This is a genomic window from Pseudomonas sp. UBA6310 (assembly GCF_002438225.1).
Lineage (GTDB): Bacteria > Pseudomonadota > Gammaproteobacteria > Pseudomonadales > Pseudomonadaceae > Pseudomonas_O > Pseudomonas_O kuykendallii.
In genome coordinates, this window is the sequence record NZ_DJTK01000085.1 from 1 (window position 1) to 26,687 (window position 26,687).

Here is a 26,687-nt window from a genome sequence, read left to right on the forward strand (position 1 = left end):
TGCTCAGCGCCGACGGCACGCCCCACGACGTCGTCGTCACCATTACCGGCACCAACGACCTGCCCGTCGTCAGCAGCAATTCGCTGACCGTGGCGGAAGGAAGCGTGGGCACCCCGCTGGGCCTCCAGGCGCCCACCGACGTCGACGGCGATGCGCTGAGCATCACCGTCACCGGCCTGCCCACCCTGGGCAGCGTCACCCTGGCCGACGGCACCGCCGTCAGCAACGGCCAGACGCTGACCAGCGCCGAACTGCAGGGCCTGAAGTACAACGGGCCGGCCGACTACACCAGCGGTCAAGCGGTCGGCAACTTCACCTACAGCGTCAACGATGGCACGGCCACCGTCACGGGTACCGTCACCCTGGGCGCGACCCCGGTCAACGACAACCCGGATGCCGTGGACGACCCGAGCGGCGTGGCCTACAGCGTTGCCCTCGGTCAACTGGCCGGCGGCACCAGCGCTTCCCATTGGGATGCGCTGGACAGCAAGGGGCTGGGCATCACGCCGGTCGCGCTGAACGCCGACGGAACGCCCGGAACCCTCTACGCGGGGAATGTGGATGGCGATCGCAACGCGCTCGGCGTGGCAGGCACGCCGCGTGATTCCACCGCCGTCGCCAACCAGATCGAATACGACCGGGCTACCGACAGGAGCGAATCCGTCGAGCTGAACTTCAACGGCAACCTCAACCAGGCCGAGTTCACCGTCAGCCATCTGATCGCCAACGAAAACGGCGGCGAGATTGGTCAATGGGTCGCCCTGTACAACGGCTCGGTAGTCGCCAGCGGCACCTTCAGCGCCGCGACTGGCGGCACCACGACCGTGCAGATCGATACCGGTGATCTGGTCTTCGACAGCATCCGCTTCGAGTCCGTGGATACCGCCAACCGGAGCGGGGACGGCTCCGACTACTACCTCACCGGCTTCAAGGGAACCGGGCCTGCCAGCGCCAACACCGCCTACACGATCAACGAGAACGCCACGCTGTCGATTGCCGATGGCAAGCGCGATCTGCTGGCCAATGACACCGACGCCGATGGCGACACGCTCACCGTCATCCAGATCAACGGCAGCAACCTCACCAGCGGTGCGATCACGCTCGCCAGCGGCGCATTGCTCGTCGCGAATGCCAACGGCAGCTTCAGCTACGACCCCAACGGCAAGTTCGACGGTCTGAAAGCCGGTCAGGTCGCCACCGACACCTTCACCTACACCGTCAGCGACGGGCATGGCGGTACCGATACCGCCACGGCGACCATCACCATCATCGGCACCAACGATGCGCCCGTGGCTACCGGCACCTATGCCAGCACCATCAACGACACTCCGGCGACCGACGACTTCGCCAACATCACCGGCACCCTGGTGGCCACCGATGCCGATGACAGCGTGCTCACCTGGAGCGGCAGCGCTTCGGGCACCTATGGGCAACTGATCGTCGAAGCCAACGGCAACTACACCTACGTGGTGAACGACGCGGCGGTCAACGGGCTCAACGCAGGTCAGTCGGTCACCGAGAACTTCACCGCGACGGTCACCGACCCGAATGGTGCGACCGATACCCGGACCATCGCGATCACCCTCAACGGGGCGAACGACATCCCGGTGATCACCTCCTCCGCCGCCGCGGCTACCGGTTCGGTAACCGAAGCGGGCGTCAACGGAAACGGCCAGCCCAGCGTTTCCGGCACCCTCGCCTCGAGCGACGCCGACGCAGGAGCCACCGCGTCCTGGTCACTGGCGTCCACTGCCGGCACCTACGGCAACATCGCCATGACCAGCGCCGGCGTGTGGACCTATACCCTGGACAACAACGCTGCGGCCACGCAGGCGTTGAAAGAGGGCGAGTCCAAACTGGAGACCTTCCAGGCGACGGTTTCCGACGGCCACGGCGGCACCGCCACGCAGACCATCACGGTCAACGTGCTGGGCGCCAACGACGCGCCGGTTGCCGTGGACGATCACTACAGCCTGGGTCTCACCGGTCAGTACTTCGGCTATGCCCAGGGCGGTTCCAACGCCAACCTGACCAGCATCGCCCAGGTGGAGGGGTTCATCGCCGGCAAGACGCCGAACGCCACCTTCACCGCCACGTCGATCAACTACGGCTCGGTGGGTGGGGACCTTGGCCGCGCCGACCACCTGCAGCAGTTCCTCGGCAACGACAAGGGCAGCCTGTCGCAGGACCCGGGCGACACCTCTGACGCGATCATCAAGCTGAGCGGCCAGGTGACCCTGGCAGCGGGCAGCTACGACTTCAAGGTCACCTCGGACGATGGCTTCATCCTGCGCATCGACGGGCAGGACGTGGTCAAGTTCGACGGCATCCGCAGCCAGGGCGTGACCACCTCCACCGTTCCCTACACCATCGCCACCGGCGGCGCGCACCAGGTCGAGATCATCTATTGGGATCAGGGCGGCGACGCCATTCTCAAGGTGGAAAGCAAACCCGCCGGCGCGCCCGACAGCGCTTACAGCGTACTCGGCGCGAGCGGCGGCACCAGCTCGCTGGTGACCACCGAAGACACGCCGCTGACCATCAGCGCCGCTTCGCTGCTGGCCAACGACAAGGACGTCGACGGCACGCTGCTGACCCTCAAGAGCGTGCAGTCCGCCGAGCACGGCAGCGTGTCACTGGTCAACGGGGTGGTCACCTTCACCCCGACCGCCAACTACAACGGCGAAGCGACCTTCACCTACACCGTGCAGGACGCCAACGGCGCCACCGCCGATGCGAAGGTCACGCTCTACGTCACCGCCGCGACCGACGCCTTCAACGACACCGCCTCGGTCAAGGAAGACACGCCGATCACCCTCGACGTGCTGGCCAACGACACCTTCGGCACGGCGGCGAAGACCATCACCGCCATCGACGGCAAGGCCTTCGGCAGCGACGGCACCGTGAGCGTCGAGCACGGCGTCGTCAAGCTCGGCGCCGACGGCAAGCTGACCTTCACCCCGGCCGCCGACTACCACGGTGCCGCGACCTTCACCTACACCGTCTCCTCCGGCGGCGTAAGCGAAACGGCTACCGTCAACCTCGATGTGGTGTCGACCAACGATGCCGTCAACCCGACGCTGAACGTCACGCCGAAAGGCTTCTGGACCTTCAATGAAGCGCCTGGCAGCAGCGTCACGACCAACCAGTCCAGCGGCGCCAAAGGCACCCTGGCGGACAGCGACAGCGCGGGCGGGACCGGCCTGCCGACCTTCGTCACCACCCCGCGCGCCGAAGGGGCCGGCAACTACATCTCGCTGAACGACACCGGCGACCGCATCAACCTCGACGCCAGCGCGACCCATGCGCTGATGGGAGCCGCGGCCACCCTCACCTTCTGGATCAAGGCGGCTGCCCAGCCAGACAGCGGCAACGATGGCGCAGGAAGATCCTGGGACCTGCCGAGCGTGATCGGCAGCGAACACAACGGTGGCGGCAACGACATCCAGTGGGGCGCGATCAACAACGCTGGCCAGATCGGGCTGGCGGTCGGCAACGCCGCTGGCGTCTACAGCACCACCTCGGTGACCGACAACCAATGGCACAACGTGGCGATCACTCACAGCGGGTCGACCGTCGACATCTACATCGACGGTGTTCTCAACGCTAGCGGATCGACCAGCGACTCGGCGTTCAACGGCCTGTACAACCAGTTGCTGTCGATCGGCGCGACCAACCGCTTCGACCTCAACGGCAGTAACGTGACCGATTTGACGGACACCAAGTACCTGACGGCCGCCCTCGATGACCTGCGGATCTACAGCGGCGTGCTGAGCGCCGGCCAGATCGCGGCGATCCACAACGTCGAGAACGGTTACGAGCACACCGCCATCGCCAACGCCTGGGGTTCGGCCGCCGACAAGCTCAGCCTGGGCCTGGCGGAAAGCGCCGGAGTGACCTCCACCACCGTCAGCGGTCTGGCCAAGGACATCGTCATCAGCGACGGCACCCACAGCCACACGTCGACAGGGGTCAACGACAACGTCGACCTGACCGGCTGGACTTTGGGCTCGCTGACCCTGAGCAACACGGGTACGGAATCCGGCACCCTGGTGTTCACCGCCACCAGCACCCTGCCCAACGGCGACTCCGCCAGCACCAGCGAGTACCTGACGCTGGCCAACGGCAACTCGGTGCTCAGCACCGGAACCTCGGGCAACGACACGCTGAAAGGCTCCGAAACCCTCGCCGCGGCTGACCTGCTGCGCGGTGGAGACGGCAACGACACGCTGTATGGCTACGGTGGCGACGATCGCCTCGAAGGCGGCAACGGTAACGACACGCTGTATGGCGGTGGCGGCAACGACATCCTCATCGGTGGAAAAGGCAACGATGTACTGTGGGGGGGGGCCGGCGCGGATACCTTCGTCTGGAAATCCGGCGATGCCGGCAGCATCGGGTCGCCGGCTGCCGACATCATCAAGGACTTCAGCCTGAGCCAGAAGGACAGCATCGACCTGCGCGACCTGCTGCAGGGCGAGACCACGGACTCCATCGACCACTTCCTGCAAATGAGCACGCAGAATGGCATCAGTACGTTGCTGGTCAGCACCACCGGCCAGTTCGATACCGCTGCCAGCGCCACCGCCAACACCGGCAAGGCCGACCTGACCATCCAGCTCGACGGGGTTGACCTGAGTAGCAGCAACCTGGGCGCCAACTCGTCGCAGATCATCAACTCGCTGATTCAAAGCGAACACCTGAAGGTCGACCACTAAGCGGCGAGGTCTCCGGCAGCACCCCAGCGGGTGCTGCCGGGATCGGCCGTTCGATAACGAGGATCAGCGATGCTTTACGTGCAACGCGACATGCAGGGACAGCTGGTTCGCGTGGAAGCGGCCGATTTTCCTGGCAGGACCGAGACGCTTCCGGCGGACGATCAGGAGGTGCTGGCCTGGTATTCCAACCAGTCGGTGGAGACCAGCCTGCTGCAACTCAAGCAGAGCGACCTGGACATGATCCGGGTGCTCGACGACCTGTTGCAGTTGCTGATGATCAAGGGCGTCATTCGCCTCACCGATCTGCCGGCCGCGGCCCAGGCCAAGCTGCTCAACCGTACCCAGGCGCGTGAAGCCCTGGGCGGGTTGAACAGCCTGATCAACGAGGAAGAAGACGGGATGATCTGAACGGCAACGCCGGGAAGAAGGCCGTTACATCCACCGCAATGAAAAAGGACGCGACCTTGGCCGCGTCCTTTTTTCATTTCAGCCCTGCCAGACGGCGATCAGTTGCCCACCCACGGCCCCGGTTCGCCGAACAGGCGGCCCTGCACGCCCTGGATGCCCATCTCGCGCAGCACCTGCAACTCACCCTCGGTTTCCACGCGTTCGGCGATCAGGGGCAGATCGATGCTGTTGGCGGCGCGCTGGACAGCCTCGATGAACAGGCGCTTGTCGCTTTCCTGGTCGATATTGCGGATGTAGCTGCCGTCGAGCTTCAGCCAGGCGAGGCCGAGGCGCGCCAGGTTTCCGATCATGCTGAAACGTCCGCCGAAATGCTGCAGGCTGAGGCTGAAGCCCAGCTCGTGCAGGCGCTTGTTCAGGCGCTCCAGCGCCGCCTGCTCGGGCAGACGATTCTCTTCCAGCTCCAGGGTCAGACGTGAGCCGAAGGCGCTGTACTGGGCCAGTTTTCCCAGCACCGCGTCGAGCGCCGTCGAGTCCTCCAGCGTCGCGCCGGAAAGGCTCAAGGCCAGCGACGCGTCATGGTTGACCATCTGCGCCAGCACCAGGTCCAGCATGACCAGATCGAGCCGCCCGGCCCAGCCGAAACGCTCGATCCAGGGCAGGAAGCGACCCGCGGGAATCAGCGCGCCCTCACCGTTCTGCAAACGCGACAGCACCTTGTAATGGAGCACGCGGCCGGTCTCGTGACTGCCCACCACCGGCTGGAAGAACAGCTGGAAGCGCTTGTGCAGTAGTGCCTGATCGAGCAGCGCATGCCAGGCGTGAGTCTCGTCGCCCGGCTGCGGCTCGCCTCCGAGTTCCACGCAGGTCCAGCAACGCTCGGTCAGTCCTTCGGCCTGGGTCAGCGCTTCGTCCACCTGGCTCAACAGCGTCGCCGGGGAACTTGCCGGGCTGAAGGGCGCCAACCCCATGGTGGCTACCGGCAGCACATCGGTGGCACCGGTGGCATGCAGGCTGGCCAGCGCGCTTTCCAGGCTGGTCGCCAGTTGCTCGGCCTCTTCGCGCACCAGGCCCGGCACCAGCAAGGCGAACTCACCGCCGCGGATCCGGGCGATCAGTACGTCACTGCGCGTCGGCGCAATCTGTTGGCGCAGCAGTTCGCCGATGGCCGTAAGCAACTGGTCGGTCCGCTGACCGCCCAGCCGGGCATTCAGCCCGACCAGGTCGTTGACCCGCAGCAACAGCAGATAACCGTGACTGGCCCGCTCCTCGGTGCCCAGTCGGCTGTGCAGTTGCATGTCGAAATAGCGCCGGTTGGCCAGGCCGGTGAGGCTGTCCTGGTACGCCTCCTCGCGCAGCTTCTCGCTGCGCAGTGCCTGCTCCTGGAACAGCGTCTTGAGCTTCTCGACCATCTGGTTCATGGCCTGCACGACCCGGCGCAGCTCCGGCGTGCGCGGCAGGTTCGGCAGGCTGAGGAATTCGCGACGGGCGATGGCGTGGGACTGTTCGACCATGTAGTCGAGCGGGCGCAGCTGACGACGCAGGAGGAACGCGCCGAGCAGGCAGCTGACGACGCCGCAGACCGCCAGCCAGGCCAGGCTGCCGAGGGCGTTGCGCCACAGCCGGGCGACGGCGAACATCGGATGGCTGACCACCTCGACCCGCGCCGCCTGCTCCCAGCCGCGGCTGACGATGGCATCGCCGCCGGCCGGTTCGAGGCCGATCAGCTTGACGAACCAGGCGGGCACCGAGGGCACGTCCGGCGTGCCGCTGCGTTCGACGATCACGTTGCCGCTGGCCAGGTCGACCACACGGATGCTCTCGTAGTAGCCACTGTCGAAGATGGAGCTGACCATCAGCTCGACCATTGCCGGATCATCGATGTTCGGCGTCAGCGACAGGCCAAGCGCCGTCGCAGCATCCTGCGCGTGGGAACGCAACTGGTTGACGTACTGCTCGCGCGAGCTTTCCAGGCCAACCAGGAAACTTCCGCTGAACGCCACTACCAGGAACAGGCAGATGGCAAGCAAGAGCTGTTTGAACAGGGACATCGTTTCTCCTATTGGGGCAAGTCCATGGGGAAACCCTCGGCTTCCATCTTCTTCAGCAGGTCCTGCCAGCGCGACAGCCGTTTGGCGTCGCCGACACGTTTGTTGCCCGCGGCGCCCTGCAACCAGAGACCGTCGGCGTTGAAGGCATAGACCGGTAGCAGATCCTTGCGTTGACTCGCCGGCCGAATGCTGTCGATCAGGTTGTCCAGCACAAGGGGCACCGCCTCAGGCGTTTCGTAATACGTCAGCACCATGTGTGCCTGATTCAGCTTCAACGCCTTGACGTAGGTGATGCGCAGCTTCTCGCTGGGAATCCCCAGGTGACGCAAACTCATGTACTTGGCGATGGCGAAATCCTCGCAATCGCCGCCCCCAACCCGCAGCGCCTCGATCGGCGTTGCCCAGTAATCCTCGGTGTTCCACAGCGAGCGGTCGTCGGTGAACTCCAGCGAACGGTTGAAGAAGTCGTTCACTTCGCGCATCTGCTCATCCACGGGCTTACCGGCCTCCTGTTCGAGCAGACGCTGCCAGGCGTTGATCCGCCCACGGCCGCTACCCAGCGGACCGTACAGCGATTCGGCGCGTTCGGTGATCAGGGAGAAATTCCAGTCCGCCTGCAGCGAGCCGATCAGCACGCCCAGCAGCAGGCACAGCAGCACCCTCAGCGAACAGCGCCGACGCCATGCGCAGAACCTGACGGACCCTTTGAACACAGCCTGGATTCCAAAAAAGTAACGCTGGCTCGTCAAGCGACCGATGGTCGTCCAGCGAGGCCCTTATGGGGTAGGAATGGTGCGGGCTGGCGGGTGAAAAGACAATGGCACTCTGGAATCACCGCGAACGCCATTCATCGCGGCAGCAGGGCGCCGCCGCGGCGTCCGTGACCTGCCGACGCCGCCGTCAGCGGCGCGGCATGCCATGGATCACGCCGCCCTGCGGGCGGCCCTGGGGACGCGGACCGCCATAGCCAGGCGGACCGTAGTGACGCGGCGGCTGATAGTGCCGCGGCGGCGGTGGCGGACGGCGGTAATGGTGGCGCGGCGGCGCCTGACGATAGCGGTAATTGTCGTTGCGGAAATCCTCGCGGTAGTAATACCGGCCATCGTTCCAGCGACGTTCGATGGGAGTGGCCCGCTAGTACTCGTAGGAATCGTAGCGCTGCACGTTGTAACCGCCATAGCCACCGCCACTGTAGATACGCACGCCATCGGCGTCGGCATAGGGCGAGGCGCAGCCGACCAGCGAGAGACCCATCACGGCGAACAGCATTGCTTTGAATGACATGGGCGGCCTCCTGCGACCGCTGGAGAACCTGCTCACGAACCACGGTGGTGGCATTCGCAGGCGGTTCTGGGAAAGCGTCGACGGGCGTCGACACCCGGGATTCACTCCCTGCCAGCTTGGACAACGAATCGGCGATTTTGCTGTGTGACGGCGCAAAATCTTGATTTCCAGTTATGTCGCGCACCGTTAGGGAGCACAAATGGCAACCTGCCCTTTGCGTGGAAAGCCGGCGAAACGCCCAGCCCGTGCGGATCGCCCCCAGGTTGGCACGTCATTCGCTTTGACCTTGGCGTGCAGGAGCTGCCCAGGACACCGGGTACGGCACCACAATTTGCAAATAGCCGACTAGGGTTCCGGCTCGCCACCTTCGAGTGCGACGAGTGTCTGGTCCGAGAGTTGGCGACCTCCAGTCGAGGTTACACGGCGGGATAAAAGCCCGGGAGAACGCGCGCCCCTCAACGCTTGGGGGACAGATCGCGAAGCTCCTGCCCGCCCCGAAACGAACTGGAGGTTACATGCACGATCCCCGCTCAATCGCCTTCCTCGTTGCCCGGCACCCGGGCGCCACGGCTCACCTCGCGCTGCGTTCCGCCACCCACGGCGGCAGGCGCTGATGCACGCGCCTGCCCGACGACGCCCCGCTTCCCGCACGAGGACACGCCCATGCGCCTGATCAACCGCTATCCGGATCGGCCCAGCCGGCTGCTTCTGGTGCTCATGCCGTTCGCCCTGGTGTTGCTGGTGTACTTCATCGGCTCGGCCGACAGGCTCGCGGAAAACCCCAACGACAAGCTGCTGCCCAGCGCCGCGCAGATGGTCGATGCCGTCCACCGGCTGGCTTTCGAAGCGGACAAGCGCTCCGGCGACTACCTGTTCTGGGGCGATACCCTGTCCAGCCTGCAACGCCTCGGCATGGGCCTGGGCATCGCCGCGCTGGTCGGCCTGTGCCTGGGCATCGCCGCCGGTAGCCTGCCGCTGTTCGGCGCACCGCTGTCGCCACTGATCGGCGTGCTGTCGATGGTGCCGCCGCTGGCGATCCTGCCGATCCTGTTCATCGTCTTCGGCCTCGGCGAACTATCCAAGGTGATGCTGATCGTGATCGGCGTCGCCCCGGTGCTGGCCCGGGACCTCGAACAGCGCGCCCGCGAGATCCCCAGCGAGCTGCTGGTCAAGGCTCAGACGCTGGGCGCTACCACCTGGACGCTGATCCTCCGGGTGATCCTGCCGCAGTTGCTGCCGCGCCTGCTGATCGCCCTGCGCCTGGCGCTCGGCTCGGCCTGGCTGTTCCTCATCGCGGCCGAGGCGATCGCCTCCACCGATGGCCTCGGCTACCGGATCTTCCTGGTGCGCCGCTACCTGGCGATGGACGTGATCCTCCCCTACGTCGCCTGGATCACCCTGCTCGCCTGGCTGATGGACCTCGGCCTCAAGCACCTCACCCGCCTGGCCTTTCCCTGGTACGAAGGGGGCCGGGCATGATCGAAGTACGCAATCTGTGGAAGCAGTACGGCGACCAGACCGTGCTCGAACGCATCAACCTGACCATCAAGGAAGGCGAGTTCTGCTCGCTGGTCGGCGCCTCCGGCTGCGGAAAGTCGACCTTCCTGCGCATGCTGCTCGGCCAGGAGCGCCCCTCGCGCGGCGAAATCCTCCTCGACGGCAAGCCACTGGCCGATGAGCCGGACAGCAGCCGAGGCGTGGTCTTCCAGCGCTACTCGGTGTTTCCGCACCTGTCGGTGCTGGACAACGTCGCCCTCGGCCTGGAACTGCCGCGCGCGCCCCTGCTCGGCCGCCTGCTCGGCAGTGCCAAGGCCGAAGCCCGCGAACAGGCGCGCCAGCTGTTGCAGCGCGTCGGCCTCGGGCATGCGCTGGAGAAGTACCCGGCGCAGCTCTCCGGCGGCATGCAGCAGCGTCTGGCGATCGCCCAGGCGCTGATCATGAAACCGCGCGTGCTGCTCCTCGACGAACCTTTCGGCGCGCTCGATCCGGGCATCCGCAAGGACATGCACGCGCTGTTGCGCGAGCTCTGGCAGGAAACCCGGCTGACCGTGTTCATGGTCACCCACGACCTCAACGAAGGCTTCAGCCTGGCCAGCCGCGTGCTGGTCTTCGACAAGCTGCGCGTAGATCCGCACGAACCGGGCGCCTATGGCGCACGCATCACTTACAACATCCCGCTCAGCCGCCGCCGCGAACCGGTGTCGCTGGCTGCAGTGGTCACGTCGCCCGGCGCTTCAGCCGCGGCCCTGATCCCGAGGTAATCGCCATGACTTCGAGCTTGCCCCTGCGCCCCGCCCTCTACCAGGAAACCGTTCCGGGCGGCGGCCACACCTCCTTCGTGCTCAAGCGCGGCCAACTGCTGCGCATCACCGATCTCGAAGGCGGCGCCAACGTCAGCCTGATGCTGCTAAACGCCACCGAGAAGAGCGAACGGCTGAACCTGCCGGACACCCTCAAGTGCCAGCACACCGCCAAACTGACCACCGGTCACTGCCTGTATTCGGACATGGGCCGCGTGCTGGCGGCGATCACCGCCGACACCTGCGGCTGGCACGACAGCTTCGGCGGCCTGCTCAACGCCGCCGAGGTGAAGGAGAAGTACGGCGAGGGCCGCTATCAGGAACTGCGCAACGGCTTCTTCCGCAACGGCGTGGACAACCTGCTGGTGGAAATGGGCAAGTGGAACCTCGGCCTGGCCGACCTGCTGATGGTGCTCAACCTGTTCAGCAAGGTCAGCGTCGATGCCGAGGGCTACTTCCATTTCGAGGCGGAGAACTCCAAGGCCGGCGACTACATCGAGCTATACGCGCCGATGGACTGCCTGGTGGTGCTCACCGCCCTGCAGCACCCGATGGACCCGACCCCCGAGTACGCGCCCAAGCCGGTCCAGCTGAGCTGGAGCCAGGTCGCCAGCGATGGCATCAGCGTGCTCTGCCGCACGTCGCGCCCGGAAAACGGCCGCGGCTTCCACAACACCGAACGTCTGTACCTCTGAGGGCTGCCGCCATGTCCCTGACCACCAGCGAAAAACATTCCGACGCCGCCACCCGCACCTACATCCCGGCGGGCGAACCGAGCCTGACCGAGCTGAAAGCCGGGCAGACCCTGCGCATCCACGACCTGGAGGGCAACCAGGCGGTCGACACGCTGTTCTTCAGCGCGCGCAACCCGCGCGAGCGCTACGACGCCCAGCGCACCCTGCGCAAACAGAACCGCGTCTACCTCACCACCGGCACGGTGCTCTGGTCCAACCTCGGCAACCCGATGCTGACCATCGTCGCCGACACCTGCGGTCGCCACGACACCCTCGGCGGCGCCTGTGCGCAGGAGAGCAACACCGTGCGCTACGCCCTCGACAAGCGCTACATGCACAGCTGCCGCGACAACTTCCTGCGCGCCAGCCTGCACGACGGCCGCCTGAGCAAGCCGGACATCGCGCCGAACATCAACTTCTTCATGAACGTCCCGGTGACCCCGGAAGGCGGGCTGACCTTCGAGGACGGCATCTCCGCACCGGGCAAGTACGTCGAACTGCGCGCCGAGATGGACGTGATCGTGCTGATCTCCAACTGCCCGCAGTTGAACAACCCGTGCAACGGCTGGAACCCCACGGCGGCCGAGCTGCTGGTCTGGGAGTGACGCGACGTCACGAAAGGACAACCGGAGGATGGGTTGAGCCCGCGATACCCATCGCTTTCCAACGCCGGTCCTGATGGGTATCGCTTCGCCCGACCCAGCCCCCGAATACGCAACGCCCTCACCGTCCGAAAGGGATGAGGAAATACAGAGATACCACCCACCACGGACGACCGTGGTGTCAACCGAATAGCGGCGGGACGCCCCGCCCCTTCATGGGGAACACCTCATGTTCAGCACGCTGCTGATCGCCAACCGCGGCGCGATTGCCTGCCGCATCCTGCGAACCCTGCGCACGCTGCAGGTGCGCGGCGTCGCCGTGTACTCGGAAGCCGACGCCGCCAGCCTGCACATCAGCCAGGCCGACGAAGCCTTCAGCCTCGGTGAAGGCCCCGCGGCCGGCACCTATCTGGACGTCGCCAAGCTGCTCGACATCGCCAAACGCAGCGGCGCTCAGGCGATCCATCCCGGCTACGGTTTCCTCTCCGAAAACGCGGCGTTCGCCGAAGCCTGCGAGGCCGCCGGCATCGCCTTCGTCGGGCCGACGCCCGAACAGCTGCGCGTGTTCGGCCTCAAGCACACCGCCCGCGCGCTGGCCAGGCAGCACGACGTGCCGATGCTGGAAGGCACCGAGTTGCTGGAAAACCTCGACGCCGCGCTCAGCGCCGGCGAACAGGTCGGCTACCCGGTGATGCTGAAAAGCACAGCCGGCGGTGGCGGCATCGGCATGCGCGTGTGCCGCTCGGCGCAGGAGCTGGCCGATGCGTTCGACGCGGTCAAGCGCCTCGGGCAGAACAACTTCAGCGACTCGGGCGTATTCATCGAGAAATACATCCAGCGCGCCCGCCATCTGGAAGTCCAGGTGTTCGGGGACGGCCAGGGCGAAGTCATCGCCCTCGGCGTGCGCGACTGCTCGGTGCAACGGCGCAACCAGAAGGTGCTGGAGGAAACCCCGGCACCGAACCTGCCGGCCGGCATGGCCGACGAACTGTGCGCGGCAGCGATCAAGCTGGCCAAGGCGGTCAGCTACCGCAGCGCCGGCACCGTGGAGTTCGTCTACGACAGCGAGGCCGAGCGCTTCTACTTCCTGGAAGTGAACACCCGCCTGCAGGTCGAGCACGGCGTCACCGAACAGGTCTGGGGCGTCGACCTGGTGCGCTGGATGATCGAGCTGGCGGCCGGCGACCTGGCGCCGCTGAGCGAACTGACGAAGCACCTGAAACCCAGCGGCCACGCCATCCAGGCACGCCTGTATGCCGAAGATCCGGGCCGCGACTTCCAGCCCAGCCCCGGCCTGCTCACCGCCGTGGACTTCCCCGAGACCGACGGCAAGGCCCTGCGCATCGACACCTGGGTCGAGGCCGGCTGCGAGATTCCGCCCTACTTCGACCCGATGATCGCCAAGCTCATCGCCTGGGCACCGACCCGCGAGGCCGCCAGCGTCGGGCTGGATCGGGCGCTGGCCGACACGCGGCTGTACGGCGTGGAATCCAACCGCGACTACCTGCGGCAGATCATCGAAGACGCGCCCTTCGCCAGCGGCTCGCCCTGGACCCGCTGTCTGGAAAACCTGGTCTACCGGGCCAACACCTTCGAGGTGCTCTCCGCCGGCACCCAGACCACAGTGCAGGACTTCCCCGGCCGCCTCGGCTACTGGGCGGTCGGCGTGCCGCCCTCGGGGCCGATGGACGACCGCGCGCTGCGCCTGGGCAACCGCCTGCTGGGCAACGACGAAGGCGCCGCCGGCCTGGAAATCACCATGAGCGGGCCGTCGCTGCGCTTCAACACCGACGCAGTGGTGGCAGTCACCGGCGCGACGATCCCGTTGAGCGTGGATGGCGTCGAACGCCCGATGAACACCGCGCTGCTGATCGAGGCCGGCAGCACGTTGAGCCTCGGCACCCTCGCCGGCAGCGGCGCGCGCACCTACCTGACCCTGCGCGGCGGCCTGCAGGTACCGCAATACCTGGGCAGTAAAAGCACCTTCACCCTCGGCCAGTTCGGCGGCCACGCGGGCCGCGCCCTGCGCGCCGGCGACGTGCTGCACCTTCCGGCCCTGAGCGACGCCAGCAACGGCGCGCAACTGCCTGCCGAGCTGTGCCCCGCCTTGCCCGCCGTGCGCGAAATCCGCGTGATCTACGGCCCGCACGGTGCGCCGGAATACTTCACGCCGGCCTACATCGACACCTTCCTCGCCACCCATTGGGAAGTGCACTTCAACTCCAGCCGCACCGGCGTGCGCCTGATCGGCCCGAAACCGGAATGGGTTCGCGACAGCGGCGGCGAAGCCGGCCTGCACCCGTCGAACATCCACGACAACCCCTATGCCATCGGCGCGGTGGACTTCACCGGCGACATGCCGGTAATCCTCGGCCCGGACGGCCCGAGCCTGGGCGGCTTCGTCTGCCCAGTGACCATCATCGAGGCCGATCTCTGGCAGCTTGGCCAGCTCAAGGCCGGCGACAAGCTGCGCTTCGTGCCGGTGAACATCGAGACCGCCCGCACGCTGGCCAAGGCACGCAAAGCAGAAGTGGCCGGACTGGAAGCGGTCGCGGTGAACTGGCAGCCAATCCCGCTGGAGCCGCCGGTGATCCTCGACATCGGCAGCCAGGACAAGCGCCTGGTCGCCCGCCTCTCCGGCGACACCCACCTGCTGCTGGAAATCGGCCAGCCGGAACTGGACCTGGTGCTGCGCTTCCGCGGTCATGCGCTGATGCAGGCGCTGGAAGCCAAGAGCCTGAAGGGAGTGATCGACCTGACCCCCGGCATCCGCTCGCTGCAGGTGCACTACCAGCCGGAAACCCTGTCGCTGGCGAACCTGCTGGCGGTGGTGATCGGCGAGTGGGACGCGGTGTGCAACACCCGCGACCTCAAGGTGCCGTCGCGCATCGTCCACCTGCCGCTGTCCTGGGACGATCCGGCCTGCCAGCTGGCCATCGACAAGTACATGACCACAGTGCGCAAGGACGCGCCCTGGTGCCCGAGCAACCTGGAGTTCATCCGCCGCATCAACGACCTGCCCGACCTGGATGAGGTCTACAAGACCGTCTTCGACGCCAGCTACCTGGTGATGGGCCTGGGCGACGTCTACCTCGGCGCGCCGGTGGCCACGCCGTTGGACCCGCGCCACCGCCTGGTCACCACCAAGTACAACCCGGCGCGCACCTGGACCGCGGAGAACTCGGTGGGCATCGGCGGCGCCTACCTGTGCGTGTACGGCATGGAAGGCCCCGGCGGTTACCAGTTCGTCGGCCGCACCCTGCAGATGTGGAACCGCTACCGCGAAGTCGGCGCCTTCCACGGCAAACCCTGGCTGCTGCGCTTCTTCGACCAGATCCGCTTCTACCCGGTGGGCGCCGAAGAGCTGCTGCAGATCCGCCGCGACTTCCCGCTCGGGCGCTTCGACCTGCGCATCGAGGACAGCGAGCTGGCCCTGGCCGATTACCAGGGATTCCTCAACGAGGAAGCCGAGGGCATCGACGCCTTCCGCACCCAGCAACGCGCCGCCTTCGACGCCGAACGCCAGCGCTGGATCGCCTCCGGCCAGGCCCATTACGAAAGCGAGGAAGTGCTCGCCGAGCTGGGCGACGACGCCCCGCTCGCGGCCGGCCAGCACAGCATCGACAGCCATATCGCCGGCAACCTCTGGCAGGTGCAGGTCGAGGAAGGCAGCGCGGTGAAAGCCGGCGACGTGCTGGTGATCCTCGAGTCGATGAAGATGGAAATCCCGCTCACCGCCCCACGCGATGGCGTGGTCCGCGAAGTCCGCGTGCAACCCGGCTCGCCGGTACGCGCCGGGCAGCGCGTGGTGGTGCTCGAAGAGGCCTGAAACCGATCCGGGAGGCGGCTGGGGACACACCCTCCGCCCCGAAACTCACAGACGCGCGGTGCCCTAGGGTGCGCCGCGCGCACCAACCGAACCTGCGGTGCGCACGGCGCACCCTACGAGGGAACTGCGATGACCCATGAATTCGACCTGCGCCTCGGCGCTCTGAAAACCGCCTATGCCGAAGGCCGCCTGAACCCACGCCAGTTGATCCTCGCCCTGCGCGAAAAAGCCGCCGCGCTGAACCCGGACTTCAACCTGTTCATCCACCTGCTCAGCGTGGAAGAGCTGGAGCCCTACCTCGCCGCGCTGGACGGCAAGGCCGCCGACAGCCTGCCGCTGTTCGGCGTGCCCTTCGCGCTGAAGGACAACATCGACCTGGCCGGCATTCCCACCACCGCCGCCTGCCCGGCCTTCGCCTACACGGCGGAGCGCTCGGCGACGCTGGTCGAGCAACTGATCGCCCTCGGCGCGGTGCCGATTGGCAAGACCAACCTCGACCAGTTCGCCACCGGCCTCAACGGCACCCGCTCGCCCTATGGCGAATGCCGCAACAGCGTGCACCCGGATTACCCATCGGGCGGCTCCAGCGCCGGCTCCTCGCTGGCCGTGGCGCTGGGCGTGGCGAGCTTCTCGCTGGGCACCGACACCGCCGGTTCCGGCCGCGTGCCGGCGGCGCTGAACAACCTGGTCGGGCTGAAGGCGACCAAGGGCCTGGTGTCCACCGCCGGCGTGGTGCCGGCCTGCCGCACCCTGGACGTGGTCAGCTTCTTCACCGCCAGCGCCCGCGAAGCCAGCCAGCTGCTCGCCCTGACCGCCGCCCTCGACCCGCGCGACGCCTACAGCCGCGCCAACCCGCTGTGGAACGACGGCAGCGCCTTCGGCAAGCCACGTCCGTTCCGCTTCGGGGTGCCGACCCAGCTGGAGTTCCTCGGCTGCACGGAAAGCCCGGCGCTGTTCGCCGAGGCCGTCGCCAGCCTGGAAGCCCTCGGCGGCACCCCCGTGCCGCTGGACTTCGCGCCCTTCCTCGAGGCCGCGCGCCTGCTCTACGAAGGCCCGTGGGTCGCCGAGCGCTACAGCGTCGCCGGCGAGCTGATGGAGAAGGACCCGGAAACCGTGCTGCCGGTGATCCGCGCGGTGCTGGCCAAGGCGCCGGGCACCACGGCTGTCGAGGCGTTCCGCGCGCAGTACCGTCTGCAGGAACTCAAGGCGATCTGCGACAAGGCGCTCGAGGGTCTGGATTGCGTGCTGACGCCAAGCATTCCACGCCCGGTAACGCTGGCAGAACTGCACGCCGAACCGGTCGCGCGCAACTCCGACCTCGGCTACTACACCAACTTCATGAACCTGCTGGACTACGCCGCCGTCGCCGTGCCGAGCGCCTTCATGGCCAACGGTCTGCCGTGGGGCGTGACGCTGTTCGGCCGCGCCTTCACCGACCAGTACCTGCTCGGCATCGCCGACGCACTGCAGGGCGAACGCAACCTGCCGCTGGTGGGTGAATGGGCGCTGGACGCCGTCGCCTCGGCCACGCCGGCACGCAACGACAGGGCCCGCGTGGTGGTCTGCGGTGCGCACCTCGACGGCCTGCCGCTGAACTGGCAGCTGCGCAAGCGTGGCGGGCGGTTGCTGCAGACCACACACAGCTCGCCTGACTACCAGCTCCATGCGCTGGCCGGCGGCCCGCCGTTCCGCCCGGGCATGGTGCGGGTCGCCGAGGGCGGCGTGGCCATCGAAGTGGAAGTCTGGGAGCTGCCGAGCGCCGAGCTGGGCTCCTTCCTCACCGGCATCCCCGCGCCACTCGGCCTGGGCAAGGTGCAACTGGCCGATGGCAGTTGGGAAACCGGTTTCATCTGCGAGCCCTACGGCCTGCAAGGCGCCACCGACATCACCTCGTTCGGCGGCTGGCGCGCCTACATGAAGAGCCGCTGACCCCGGCGCGTGACGCCCCGGCGGCGCCACGCTAGCATGGCGGCGCGTTCAACCAGGCCCGCCGTCCATGCCGCTGCCCACCGATTCCGGCGCTCGCGCCGCATCCTCCGTCGATCCCGCTCGCTGCCCGTTGTGCGGGCAAGCCAACCGCTGCGCGCAGAGCGACCCGGCGACCCGCGAGCTGCCCTGCTGGTGCTTCTCTACGCCGGTTTCGCCAGGCGCCCTCGCGCGCCTGCCGGAGGAGGCACGCGACAAGGCCTGCCTGTGCCCGAACTGCGCCGCGCTCGACGAGCCGAGCTGACGCGTGCGTCTGGATCGTTTTCTCGCCAACCTGCCGCAGCTAAACCGCCAGCAGACCCGGCGCCTGCTGGCGGAGCGACGTATACGGGTCGACGGCGAGCCGGTTACCGACGGCCGCCACGAAGTGCGCGTGTTCAGCCGCATCGAGCTGGGCGATCAGCTGTTGCAGGCCGGCAAGCCGGCGCGCTACTTCATGCTGCACAAGCCGGCCGGCTGGGTCAGCGCCACCGAGCATGACGAACATCCCACGGTCCTCGACCTGCTGGACGAGCCGGACAAGCACGAGCTGCACCTGGCCGGGCGCCTCGACCTGAACACCACCGGGCTGCTGCTGATCACCAATGACGGCCAGTGGTCGAGACGACTGACCCAGCCGCAGACGCACCTGCCCAAGGTCTACCGTGTCGAGACCGGCGAGCCGATCCTTGAGGAATACGTCGAGGCGTTCGCCCGCGGCCTGTATTTTCGCTTCGAGGACCTCACCACCCGCCCCGCCCGGCTGCGGATTCTCGACAGTCATCACGCGCTGCTGACACTGGTCGAGGGTCGTTATCACCAGGTCAAGCGCATGTTCGGTCACTTCCAAAACCCCGTGCTGCGCCTGCACCGGCAGAGCATCGGGCCGCTGCAGCTGGACCCTGCGCTGGCCGAAGGTGCCTACCGCGCACTGCGCGCGGATGAACTGCAGGCGTTGCAGCGCGCGGTGGCAGACGCCTCCTCGGCCGACGGCCTGGCGGATGGCATCGAACCGGACTAGTCGCCCGACGCGAGGCATCCAGCCGCGGGCAAGCCACCACGGCCCTCAGCAGATCCCAGCCTGAAAGGCGCGACCAGGCCACACAAGCCGCTTTTCGCGCTCGGCCGGGTCGCGCGCCAACGCCCCGCAGGCCGCCAACCACGGTGCCTGCAGCCGCCCGTCCGAGCCGATAGGTGGCAGTTGGCCGTTACCGGGAAACGGCGCATGCTCTGGCTCGCAGCTGTCCCTGTTCGCGGCACGTCCGACCTTTTCTGGCAGGAACCCCGAACGCCATCTGCGTCTTCGGTCCAGACTTAACTGAATGCCTCGTCAGCCCGTGCTCCCGCCAGCAACGGGCCGTTCGTGGTAGGGGGGTGGATGGCCATGGGTATCTGCTCGATCCGCAACGCCGCAGGCGCCCCTACGCCTATTCCTCGGTCCGGGCGATCGCCAGCATGGGCCGCAGGCATATTTTCAAAACCGCCGAACGTTATTGCGAGAAACCGGGTCAATTTCCGTGGCGGGATACGGGTGTTACGCACGACATGCAGTCCGGGGATAAAAATGCGCAAAGGATGGGGCTGGTATGAAAAAGTCTGATAGCGAGATCACCAAGATCGCGTTCGTTTTCGTGCCCATGGTCCTGCAACCGCTGCTGAACTTCCTCTTCCTGATCCTCGTGGCCAAGCATTCTTCGCTGGAGGAATACGGCTCGCTGGCGCTGAGCATGGTGCTGGTGTCGGTGGTGGTCGGCTTCTCGGATTTCGGCCTGCGCGATTACCTACTGAGCAAGGGCGCCATCGCCAAGGGCCTTTCCAGCGGCGAGAACCTTTTCCTGCCGGCGACCGTGGGCTACCTGATCCTGGTCATGGCCACGATGTTCTACCTGGGCCAGGTCGGCGGCACCAATGCGTCCTACTACCTGCTGATCTGCTTCCTGCCCGAGGCGCTGGCCTTCGCCGTCCTGCAGCGCTGCCTGTTCTTTCACTACCAGCGCCAGGACCGGCTGGTGCGTTTCTCCTCGCTGGACTCGCTCTTCAAATCGCTGCCCTTCGCGGTGAAGATCGGCGTATTCCTGCTCAGCGACAACCTGGTCCTGTCCGTGTCGCTCGGCGCGAGCGTGGCGATGCTGTCCTACCTGGCCTGGTTCTACCTGCGTTGCATCCGCGAGCCGGGTTTCTTCGCCGCCAATACCCAGGTCTTCGCCACGCTGGGCAAGATGCTGACGCTGTGGCGCTCCTGGCTGCCGTTCACCATCTCCTTCTTCGCCTTCTTCCTCTACTTCGGCGCGGACCGGATTCTTATCGAGGCCCTGCTCGACGCCGAGCACCTGGCGGTGTACGCCGCCGCCACCTCGTTCATTGCCATCGGCCAGATCGCCGTCACCGCCTTCTGGTCGCTGTACATGCCGCGCATCTCCCGCGGCTACAACGAACTCGGCCAGCGCAAGTTCATCCTGCTCGCCTTCGGCCTTTCGCTGGCGATGTTCGCCGCGTACCAGATCTTCGCCCTGTTCCTGTTCCACCTGTTCTATCCGAACACCTACGAAGAGGCCTCGCTGATCCTCAAGATCATGGCCTGCTTCTTCATCTTCCGGCTGGTCAACGTGGTGTTCGAGATGTACTGGGTGGCCAAGGAGCGCTACGCGATCTTCGTCAAGATGCGGGTGTTCTGCGGGCTGCTCAGCGTCGGCCTGAACTGGGTCTTCATCCCCGTCTTCGGGCTGATCGCGCCCGCGGTCATCGTGGTCCTCTGCGAACTGACGCTGACGCTGTTCATTCTCGTCGCCGAGTACCGCTGGAAAGCCCTGCCCGTCGCCGAATTCCAGGAAACGCCGGTGGAGATTCAGCCGGCGGCCATACCGCTCGAGGTCAACGCCGAATCGCCGCCGGGCGCGATCGCCAGCAACACCTTCGTCGAGCAGACGGTGCTGGGCTCCGGCCGGCCCGGCGCTTGACCCGCCCCGCCGCTCAGCGACGGCTGCGCAGCGCGCGTTCGCGCAGGTAATCCACCAGTTCGTCCTGCTTGCCGGCGAATTCGATGCGCTCGGCCTTGCTCTCGCGCTGGAAGGCGTACATCGGATCGTAATACTCGCGCAGAAGCCCCTCGATCCAGCCGCGGTGCAGGTCCACCGCGCCGCTGCGGCGCTGCTCGTCGAGCGCCTCCTGCATGATCGCCAGCAAGCGCTGGTAGCGCTCGCCGCCGAGGCGCTTGTGGATGTTGCCCAGGCTCTCCAGCAGCCGTGCGGCATACTGCTCGAAGCCGGCCTCGCCCTGAAGGTCGACGAATTCGGCGCACAGATCGACCACGTAATCGCGCAGGATGCGCTCCACCCGGTCGTCGAACGCATCCTCCAGCCAGACCAGCGGGAACCCCTGCATGCCCTGGTGCAGTTCCAGCGGCAGCGCGCAGCGACCGATCATCCGCCCCTCGTCCTCGACCACGAACTGCTCGATGCCGGCGGCGCGCTTCTTCAGTACGTCGACGGCCAGGCGGTTCTCGAAATCGATGTTCGACGGCTGCCCGGTGGCGCGCTTGCCGAAGCTGGAGCCACGGTGGTTCGCGTGGCCCTCGAGATCGAGGCTGTTGTCCAGCCGGGCGATGACGTCGGTCTTGCCGGTTCCGGTCAGCCCGCCGACGACGACGAACGCGCACTGCTCCAGCGCCTCGCGGGTGGTTTCGAGGAGAAAGGTACGCATCGCCTTGTAGCCGCCGACCACCCGCGGATAGGTGATGCCCGCCTCGCTCTGCAGCCACTGCTGGACGATCTGCGAGCGCAACCCTCCGCGGAAACAGTACAGGTAGCCCTGCGGGTTGGCCTGGGCGAACGCCGCCCAACGGGCGATGCGCTCGGCCTTGGTGGCGCCGGAAACCAGCTGGTGGCCCAGCTCGATGGCGGCCTGCTGGCCGTGCTGCTTGTAGCAGGTGCCGACGCGCTGGCGCTCGGTATCGGTCATCAGCGGCAGGTTGACGGCGCCGGGGAAGGCGCCCTTGTCGAATTCGACCGGTGCGCGGGCGTCCATCATCGGCAGGTCGTTGAGGAAGATTTCGCGGTAGTCGGCGCTGTTGTCTCGCATCAGCAGACCTCGACCGCGTAACGCTGTCGCTCGACCAGCTCGCCGATCGGCGCCAGGTCCAGCCCGAGTTCGGCGGCAACGGCGAGGAACTTTGCTTCCCCCTCGGCACTCACCGCCACCAGCAGGCCGCCACTGGTCTGCGGGTCGCAGAGCAGGTGCTGCTGCTCCTCGCTGAGCGCGCCGATGCGCTCGCCGTAGCTTTCGTAATTGCGCAGGGTGCCGCCGGGCACGCAGCCTTCGGCGAGGTAGTGCTCGACGCCGGGTAGCCGCGGGACCCGGGCGTACTCCAGGCGCGCGCTGAGCCCGCTGCCGTCGGCCATCTCCACCAGGTGACCGAGCAGGCCGAAGCCGGTGACGTCGGTCATCGCGGTGACTCCGGCCAGCTTGCCGAAGCGGCTGCCGGGCTTGTTCAGCGTGCACATCCAGTCACGCGCCAGGCCGACGTCCTCGGCACGCAGCCTGGCCTTCTTCTCCGCGGTGGTGAGGATGCCGATGCCCAGCGGCTTGGTCAGGTAGAGGCGGCTGCCGACGCGGGCGGTGTCGTTGCGCTTCATGTGGCGCTTGTCCACCACGCCGGTGACGGCGAGGCCGAAGATCGGCTCGGGCGCATCGATGGAGTGCCCGCCGGCCAGGGGAATTCCGGCGGCGTCGCACACCGCGCGGCCGCCGCGGATCACCTCGCGCGCCACTTCCGCGGGCAACAGGTTGACCGGCCAGCCGAGGATGGCGATGGCCATCAGCGGGTCGCCGCCCATGGCGTAGATGTCGCTGATGGCATTGGTCGCGGCGATGCGGCCGAAGTCGAACGGATCGTCGACGATCGGCATGAAGAAGTCGGTGGTGGAAACCACGCCGCGCTCCTCGTCCAGCGCGTAGACCGCCGCGTCGTCGCGCGACGCGTTGCCGACCCAGAGTTTCGGGTCGAGGTTTTGCGCGCCGCTGCCGGCGAGGATCACTTCCAGGACCTTGGGAGAAATCTTGCAGCCGCAGCCGGCGCCGTGGCTGTACTGGGTCAGACGAATCGGCTCGCTCATCGGGGTTACCTCGGGACTGTGGCGGCGGATTCTAGCAAAGCTGACCCGTGCCCCTCGCCTCCTCTATACTCGCGCCGCCCGAATACAAGGTGCGAACGCCCGACCAGGCGTCGCCCATTCCGTTTTTTCCGCTATTGAACCGGAGAACTCCCATGCTCAAGCGCTCCCTCGCGCTCGCCGCCGGCTTTGCCTTTTGCCTGTCCGCCACCCTCGCCAGCGCCGCCGACGTGCTGCGCGTCAGCGCGATTCCGGACGAAGCCCCCACCGAACTGCTGCGCAAGTTCAAGCCGCTGGGCGAATACCTGGAGAAGCAGATCGGCATGAAGGTCGAGTTCGTCCCGGTCGCCGACTATCCGGCGGTGGTCGAGGCGCTCGCCACCGATCGCCTGGACATGGCCTGGCTCGGCGGTTTCACCTTCGTGCAGGTGCACCTGAAAGCCAAGGACGCTATTCCGCTGGTGCAGCGCGAGCAGGATGCGCAGTTCACCAGCAAATTCATCAGCGCCGATCCGGCGGTGAAATCCCTCGCCGACCTCAAGGGCAAGACCTTCGCCTTCGGCTCGATCTCGTCCACCTCCGGCAGCCTGATGCCGCGCTACTTCATGTTGCAGGACGGCATCAAGCCGGAAACCTACTTCAGCCGCGTGGCCTACTCCGGCGCGCATGACGCCACCGCCGCCTGGGTCCAGGCCGGCAAGGTCGACGCCGGCGTGCTCAATGCGAGCGTCTGGCAGAAGCTGGTGGACAGCGGCAAGGTCGACACCGGCAAGGTGCACGTCTTCGCCACCACGCCCAGCTACTACGACTACAACTGGACCGTGCGCGGCAGCCTCGACCCGGCCATCACCGCCAAGCTGAAGGCCGCGTTCCTCGCCCTCGACCCGGCCGTCCCGGAGCAGAAGGCCATCCTCGACCTGCAGGCGGCCAGCCGCTTCATCGAAACCAGCCCGGACAACTACAAGGGCATCGAGGAAGCCGCGCGCGCCGCCGATCTGCTGAAATGACCCTGCGCCTCACCCAGGCCGGCCTGCAGCATCGCGACGGCAGCCACGCCCTGCACAGCGTGGACCTGAGCATCGAAGCCGGCGAACGGGTCGCCATCATCGGCCCGTCCGGCGCCGGCAAGTCGAGCCTGCTGAACTTGCTGGGCACCGCCACGCCGCCCAGTTCGGGGCGGCTCGAGGTGCTCGGCCAGCAGCCCTGGCAGTTGACCGGCCGCCAGCGGCAGAAGCTGCGCGCACGCATCGGCCTGATCCACCAGGCGCCGCCCCTGCCGCCGCGCCAGCGGGTGGTCACCGCGGTGCTGGCGGGCAAGCTCGGCCGGTGGGGGCTGGGCAAAAGCCTGCTCAACCTGCTCTATCCGCTGGACATTCCCGGCGCCCGCGGGCAACTGGCGAAGCTGGATCTGGCGGACAAACTGTTCGCCCAGTGCCAGCAACTGTCCGGCGGCCAGCTACAGCGCGTCGGCATCGCCCGCGTGCTGTACCAGGCGCCGGAACTGCTGCTGGCCGACGAGCCGGTGTCGGCGATGGACCCGGTGCTGGCCGATCACACGCTGTCGGTGCTCTGCCGGCATGCCGGCGAGCATGGCGTGACGCTGGTCGCCAGCCTGCATACGGTGGAACTGGCGCTGGCGCACTTCCCCCGGGTGATCGGCCTGCGCGAAGGACGAATCGTCTTCGACCGCCCCGCCGCGGAGGTCGACCGGGGGTTGCTTGACGCCCTCTATGCCAACGAGCAGTTGCTCCCGCCGGCCCCGCCGCACGTCGGGGCCACGGCCGTACAGATTCCCCGATGCTGAAGACTGCCGAACGCGACCCCGCCGCCCTGCCGCGCCTGATGATCGCGTTGCTGGCCATTGCCCTGCTGTGGCCGGGCGTGCGCCTGAGCGAGCTGGACCTCGGGGTATTCCTGCAGTCCGGCAGCAGCGAGGTCGGCCGCTTCCTCGCCGGTTTCTGGCCGCCGGCGCGGGATGCCGAGCTTCTGCAGATCCTGCTCGACGCCACTCTGCAGACCCTGGCCATCGCCACCGCGGGGATGACCCTGGCGCTGCTCATCGCGCTGCCCGCCAGCCTGATCGCCAGCCGCGCGCTGTCGCTGTCCGCCGCGGTGCGCGGCGGCCAGCCGCTGTGGTGGGCGCAGTTGCTGCGCTGGCCGGTGCGCGGCCTGCTGATCTTCCTGCGCAGCGTGCCGGAGATCGTCTGGGCGCTGCTGTTCGTGCGCGCCGTCGGCCTCGGCCCCACGGCCGGCGTGCTGGCCATCGCCATCACTTACAGCGGCATGCTCGGCAAGGTCTATGCGGAAATCTTCGAATCAGTGGACCAGCGCCCGGCCCACGCCCTGATGCAGGCTGGCAGCGGTCGGCTGGCGGCCTTCCTCTATGGCGTACTGCCGAATGCCGCGGCGGAAATGCTCTCCTACAGCGTCTACCGCTGGGAGTGCGCGATCCGCGCCTCGGTGGTGATGGGTTTCGTCGGCGCCGGCGGCCTCGGCCAGCAGATCGACCTCTCGCTGCGCATGTTCGCCGGCGGCGAGGTCGCCAGCATCCTGCTGACCTTCTTCGTCCTGGTGCTGCTGGCCGACCTGCTCAGCCGCCTATTGCGCGGGAGGCTGGGATGAAGCGCCTGCTCGACGCCGGCCTGCTGCTGGCATTGCTGGCGGCAGTGATTGCCGCATTCGCCTACCTGCGCATCGATCTCGGCGCCCTGACCGGCAGCGAGAACCTCGGCCGCATGGGCGACTACGCCAGGCGCTTCCTCAGCCCGGACCTCAGCGCCGGGCACCTCGGGGCGATCGGCAAGGGCGCACTGGAAACCCTGGCGATGTCGGCCGTGGGCACGCTGCTCTCGGCCGTCTTCGGCCTGCTGCTCGCGCTGCCCGCTTCCGGGCGTTTCGGCTGGGCCGCGGCGAACCTGGCGCGGCTGCTGCTGAACGCACTGCGGGCGATTCCGGAACTGGTCTGGGCGGCGCTGATGGTATTCGCCGCCGGCCTCGGGCCGAATGCCGGCACCCTCGCCCTCGCCCTGCACACCACCGGCGTACTCGGCCGGTTGTTCGCCGAAGCGCTGGAAAACACCCCGCCGGCGCCGGCCCAGGCGATCCGCCTGCAGGGCGGCGGCGCCGTGCTGGCGTTCGTCTACGGCACCTTGCCGATCCTCTGGCCGCAACTGCTCGCCTACAGCCTGTATCGCTGGGAAAACAACATCCGCATGGCCAGCGTGCTCGGTTTCGTCGGCGCCGGCGGCCTCGGGCAGATGCTCTACGTGCACCTGAGCCTGTTCCAGGAGGCCCAGGCCAGCAGCGTGATCATTGCCATGCTGGCGCTGGTATTCGCCGTCGACGCCTTGAGCGGCTGGAGCCGTCAGCGCTGGGTCAAGGCCTGAGCGCGGGAGTGCTCGGTTAGCGCGAATCCGCTCAGCGTTCTTCGCGCCGGGGCGCCAGTTCGTCGGCCTGGAGGTCCAGCCCCCAGTCGCCGGAGGCATGCCAGTCCTCGCCGAAGAGTTCCGCCGGATGCTGAGTGCGGCTGGCGCCATTGCCGCAGTCCATCGCATCGGCCGCGCAGTAGCGGTCGCAGCCCCAGCAGATGCGCTCAGGATGCCCGGGGTTCAGGGGAAATTTCTTGGCCATTGGCGTGGTGTCTTGTTCTGTCGATTTCACGTTCGCAGAGGATGCGCCAACGGCTTTTCCA

The 26,687-nt window shown here is 67.0% G+C and carries 20 protein-coding genes, 1 pseudogene and 1 riboswitch; of the genes and pseudogenes, 15 read left to right on the plus strand and 6 right to left on the minus strand.

The window, feature by feature from the left end; translation table 11 throughout:
- Both B3E91_RS21455 and B3E91_RS21460 read left to right on the plus strand, forming a co-directional pair.
- Nucleotides 1-4,718, plus strand: a 4,718-nt coding sequence (locus tag B3E91_RS21455; RefSeq protein WP_287031299.1) for an Ig-like domain-containing protein, incomplete at its 5' end; no start/stop codon positions are given.
- 69 nt (nt 4,719-4,787) lie between these two features.
- Nucleotides 4,788-5,126, plus strand: coding sequence for a tryptophan synthase subunit beta (locus B3E91_RS21460; RefSeq protein ID WP_287031300.1), 339 nt, complete (start codon nt 4,788-4,790; stop codon nt 5,124-5,126).
- Nucleotides 5,127-5,224: 98 nt separating this feature from the next.
- Here B3E91_RS21460 and lapD read toward each other — a convergent pair whose 3' ends face one another.
- The 3 genes from lapD to B3E91_RS21475 form a co-directional block, all read right to left on the minus strand.
- A complete protein-coding gene (gene lapD / locus B3E91_RS21465) occupies nt 5,225-7,174 on the minus strand; it encodes a cyclic di-GMP receptor LapD (RefSeq protein WP_287031302.1) in 1,950 nt (649 codons plus the stop codon).
- Nucleotides 7,175-7,182: 8 nt separating this feature from the next.
- Nucleotides 7,183-7,839: a cysteine protease LapG gene (gene lapG, locus B3E91_RS21470; protein ID WP_287031415.1), complete on the minus strand. Its 657-nt coding sequence runs from the start codon at nt 7,837-7,839 to the stop codon at nt 7,183-7,185.
- Nucleotides 7,840-8,308: 469 nt separating this feature from the next.
- Nucleotides 8,309-8,458 carry a hypothetical protein gene (locus B3E91_RS21475; RefSeq protein WP_287031303.1) on the minus strand — a complete coding sequence of 50 codons (150 nt, stop codon included), beginning with the start codon at nt 8,456-8,458 and terminating at the stop codon, nt 8,309-8,311.
- A 334-nt stretch (nt 8,459-8,792) separates the two neighbouring features.
- Nucleotides 8,793-8,903: riboswitch (guanidine-I (ykkC/yxkD leader) on the plus strand.
- 218 nt (nt 8,904-9,121) lie between these two features.
- Here B3E91_RS21475 and B3E91_RS21480 point away from each other — a divergent pair.
- The 9 genes and pseudogenes from B3E91_RS21480 to B3E91_RS21520 all read left to right on the plus strand — a co-directional run bounded on the left by B3E91_RS21480 (nt 9,122) and on the right by B3E91_RS21520 (nt 20,845).
- Nucleotides 9,122-9,937 carry an ABC transporter permease gene (locus B3E91_RS21480; RefSeq protein ID WP_090229906.1) on the plus strand — a complete coding sequence of 272 codons (816 nt, stop codon included), beginning with the start codon at nt 9,122-9,124 and terminating at the stop codon, nt 9,935-9,937.
- Complete coding sequence (locus B3E91_RS21485) at nt 9,934-10,719, plus strand: ABC transporter ATP-binding protein (RefSeq protein ID WP_090229908.1); 786 nt, start codon at nt 9,934-9,936, stop codon at nt 10,717-10,719. Before B3E91_RS21480 ends, B3E91_RS21485 begins: the two co-directional genes overlap by 4 nt.
- 5 nt (nt 10,720-10,724) lie before the next feature.
- Nucleotides 10,725-11,453 carry an urea amidolyase associated protein UAAP1 gene (locus B3E91_RS21490; RefSeq protein ID WP_287031304.1) on the plus strand — a complete coding sequence of 243 codons (729 nt, stop codon included), beginning with the start codon at nt 10,725-10,727 and terminating at the stop codon, nt 11,451-11,453.
- A gap of 11 nt (nt 11,454-11,464) precedes the next feature.
- Nucleotides 11,465-12,097 carry an urea amidolyase associated protein UAAP2 gene (locus B3E91_RS21495; RefSeq protein WP_090229913.1) on the plus strand — a complete coding sequence of 211 codons (633 nt, stop codon included), beginning with the start codon at nt 11,465-11,467 and terminating at the stop codon, nt 12,095-12,097.
- 226 nt (nt 12,098-12,323) lie between these two features.
- Nucleotides 12,324-15,923: an urea carboxylase gene (gene uca, locus B3E91_RS21500; RefSeq protein ID WP_287031305.1), complete on the plus strand. Its 3,600-nt coding sequence runs from the start codon at nt 12,324-12,326 to the stop codon at nt 15,921-15,923.
- A gap of 129 nt (nt 15,924-16,052) precedes the next feature.
- Nucleotides 16,053-17,852 carry an allophanate hydrolase gene (atzF, locus tag B3E91_RS21505; protein WP_287031306.1) on the plus strand — a complete coding sequence of 600 codons (1,800 nt, stop codon included), beginning with the start codon at nt 16,053-16,055 and terminating at the stop codon, nt 17,850-17,852.
- Nucleotides 17,853-17,919: 67 nt separating this feature from the next.
- Nucleotides 17,920-18,153: a cysteine-rich CWC family protein gene (locus B3E91_RS21510; protein ID WP_287031307.1), complete on the plus strand. Its 234-nt coding sequence runs from the start codon at nt 17,920-17,922 to the stop codon at nt 18,151-18,153.
- A 3-nt stretch (nt 18,154-18,156) separates the two neighbouring features.
- Nucleotides 18,157-18,840, plus strand: a pseudogene (locus B3E91_RS21515) (pseudouridine synthase); the annotation flags it as partial.
- Between the two features lie 634 nt (nt 18,841-19,474).
- Nucleotides 19,475-20,845, plus strand: a complete 1,371-nt coding sequence (locus B3E91_RS21520; protein ID WP_287031308.1) for an oligosaccharide flippase family protein — start codon at nt 19,475-19,477, stop codon at nt 20,843-20,845.
- A 13-nt stretch (nt 20,846-20,858) separates the two neighbouring features.
- On the opposite strand, the gene mnmH is transcribed toward B3E91_RS21520, so the two are convergent.
- Together mnmH and selD are read right to left on the minus strand one after the other, a co-directional pair.
- The gene (mnmH, locus tag B3E91_RS21525; protein WP_287031309.1) at nt 20,859-21,965 is read right to left on the minus strand and encodes a tRNA 2-selenouridine(34) synthase MnmH; all 1,107 of its coding nucleotides are present in this window, start codon (nt 21,963-21,965) and stop codon (nt 20,859-20,861) included.
- A complete protein-coding gene (selD, locus tag B3E91_RS21530) occupies nt 21,965-22,999 on the minus strand; it encodes a selenide, water dikinase SelD (RefSeq protein ID WP_287031310.1) in 1,035 nt (344 codons plus the stop codon). The genes mnmH and selD overlap by 1 nt, the downstream gene beginning before the upstream one ends.
- Before the next feature lie 152 nt (nt 23,000-23,151).
- Here selD and B3E91_RS21535 point away from each other — a divergent pair, with 152 nt between their 5' ends.
- Genes B3E91_RS21535 through phnE form a run of 4 tightly spaced genes read left to right on the plus strand, consistent with a single transcriptional unit; the run spans nt 23,152 to nt 26,382 of the window.
- Nucleotides 23,152-24,003, plus strand: a complete 852-nt coding sequence (locus tag B3E91_RS21535; protein WP_286786009.1) for a putative selenate ABC transporter substrate-binding protein — start codon at nt 23,152-23,154, stop codon at nt 24,001-24,003.
- On the plus strand, nt 24,000-24,800 hold the full coding sequence (locus tag B3E91_RS21540; protein WP_287031311.1) for a phosphonate ABC transporter ATP-binding protein: 801 nt from the start codon (nt 24,000-24,002) through the stop codon (nt 24,798-24,800). Before B3E91_RS21535 ends, B3E91_RS21540 begins: the two co-directional genes overlap by 4 nt.
- Nucleotides 24,794-25,618 carry a PhnE/PtxC family ABC transporter permease gene (locus tag B3E91_RS21545; protein ID WP_287031312.1) on the plus strand — a complete coding sequence of 275 codons (825 nt, stop codon included), beginning with the start codon at nt 24,794-24,796 and terminating at the stop codon, nt 25,616-25,618. The genes B3E91_RS21540 and B3E91_RS21545 overlap by 7 nt, the downstream gene beginning before the upstream one ends.
- Nucleotides 25,615-26,382 carry a phosphonate ABC transporter, permease protein PhnE gene (gene phnE / locus B3E91_RS21550; protein ID WP_287031313.1) on the plus strand — a complete coding sequence of 256 codons (768 nt, stop codon included), beginning with the start codon at nt 25,615-25,617 and terminating at the stop codon, nt 26,380-26,382. Before B3E91_RS21545 ends, phnE begins: the two co-directional genes overlap by 4 nt.
- Before the next feature lie 31 nt (nt 26,383-26,413).
- Here the strand turns inward: phnE and B3E91_RS21555 are convergent, their stop codons facing one another.
- Nucleotides 26,414-26,626: a DUF3079 domain-containing protein gene (locus B3E91_RS21555; protein WP_287031314.1), complete on the minus strand. Its 213-nt coding sequence runs from the start codon at nt 26,624-26,626 to the stop codon at nt 26,414-26,416.
- Between the last annotated feature and the right edge of the window lie 61 nt (nt 26,627-26,687).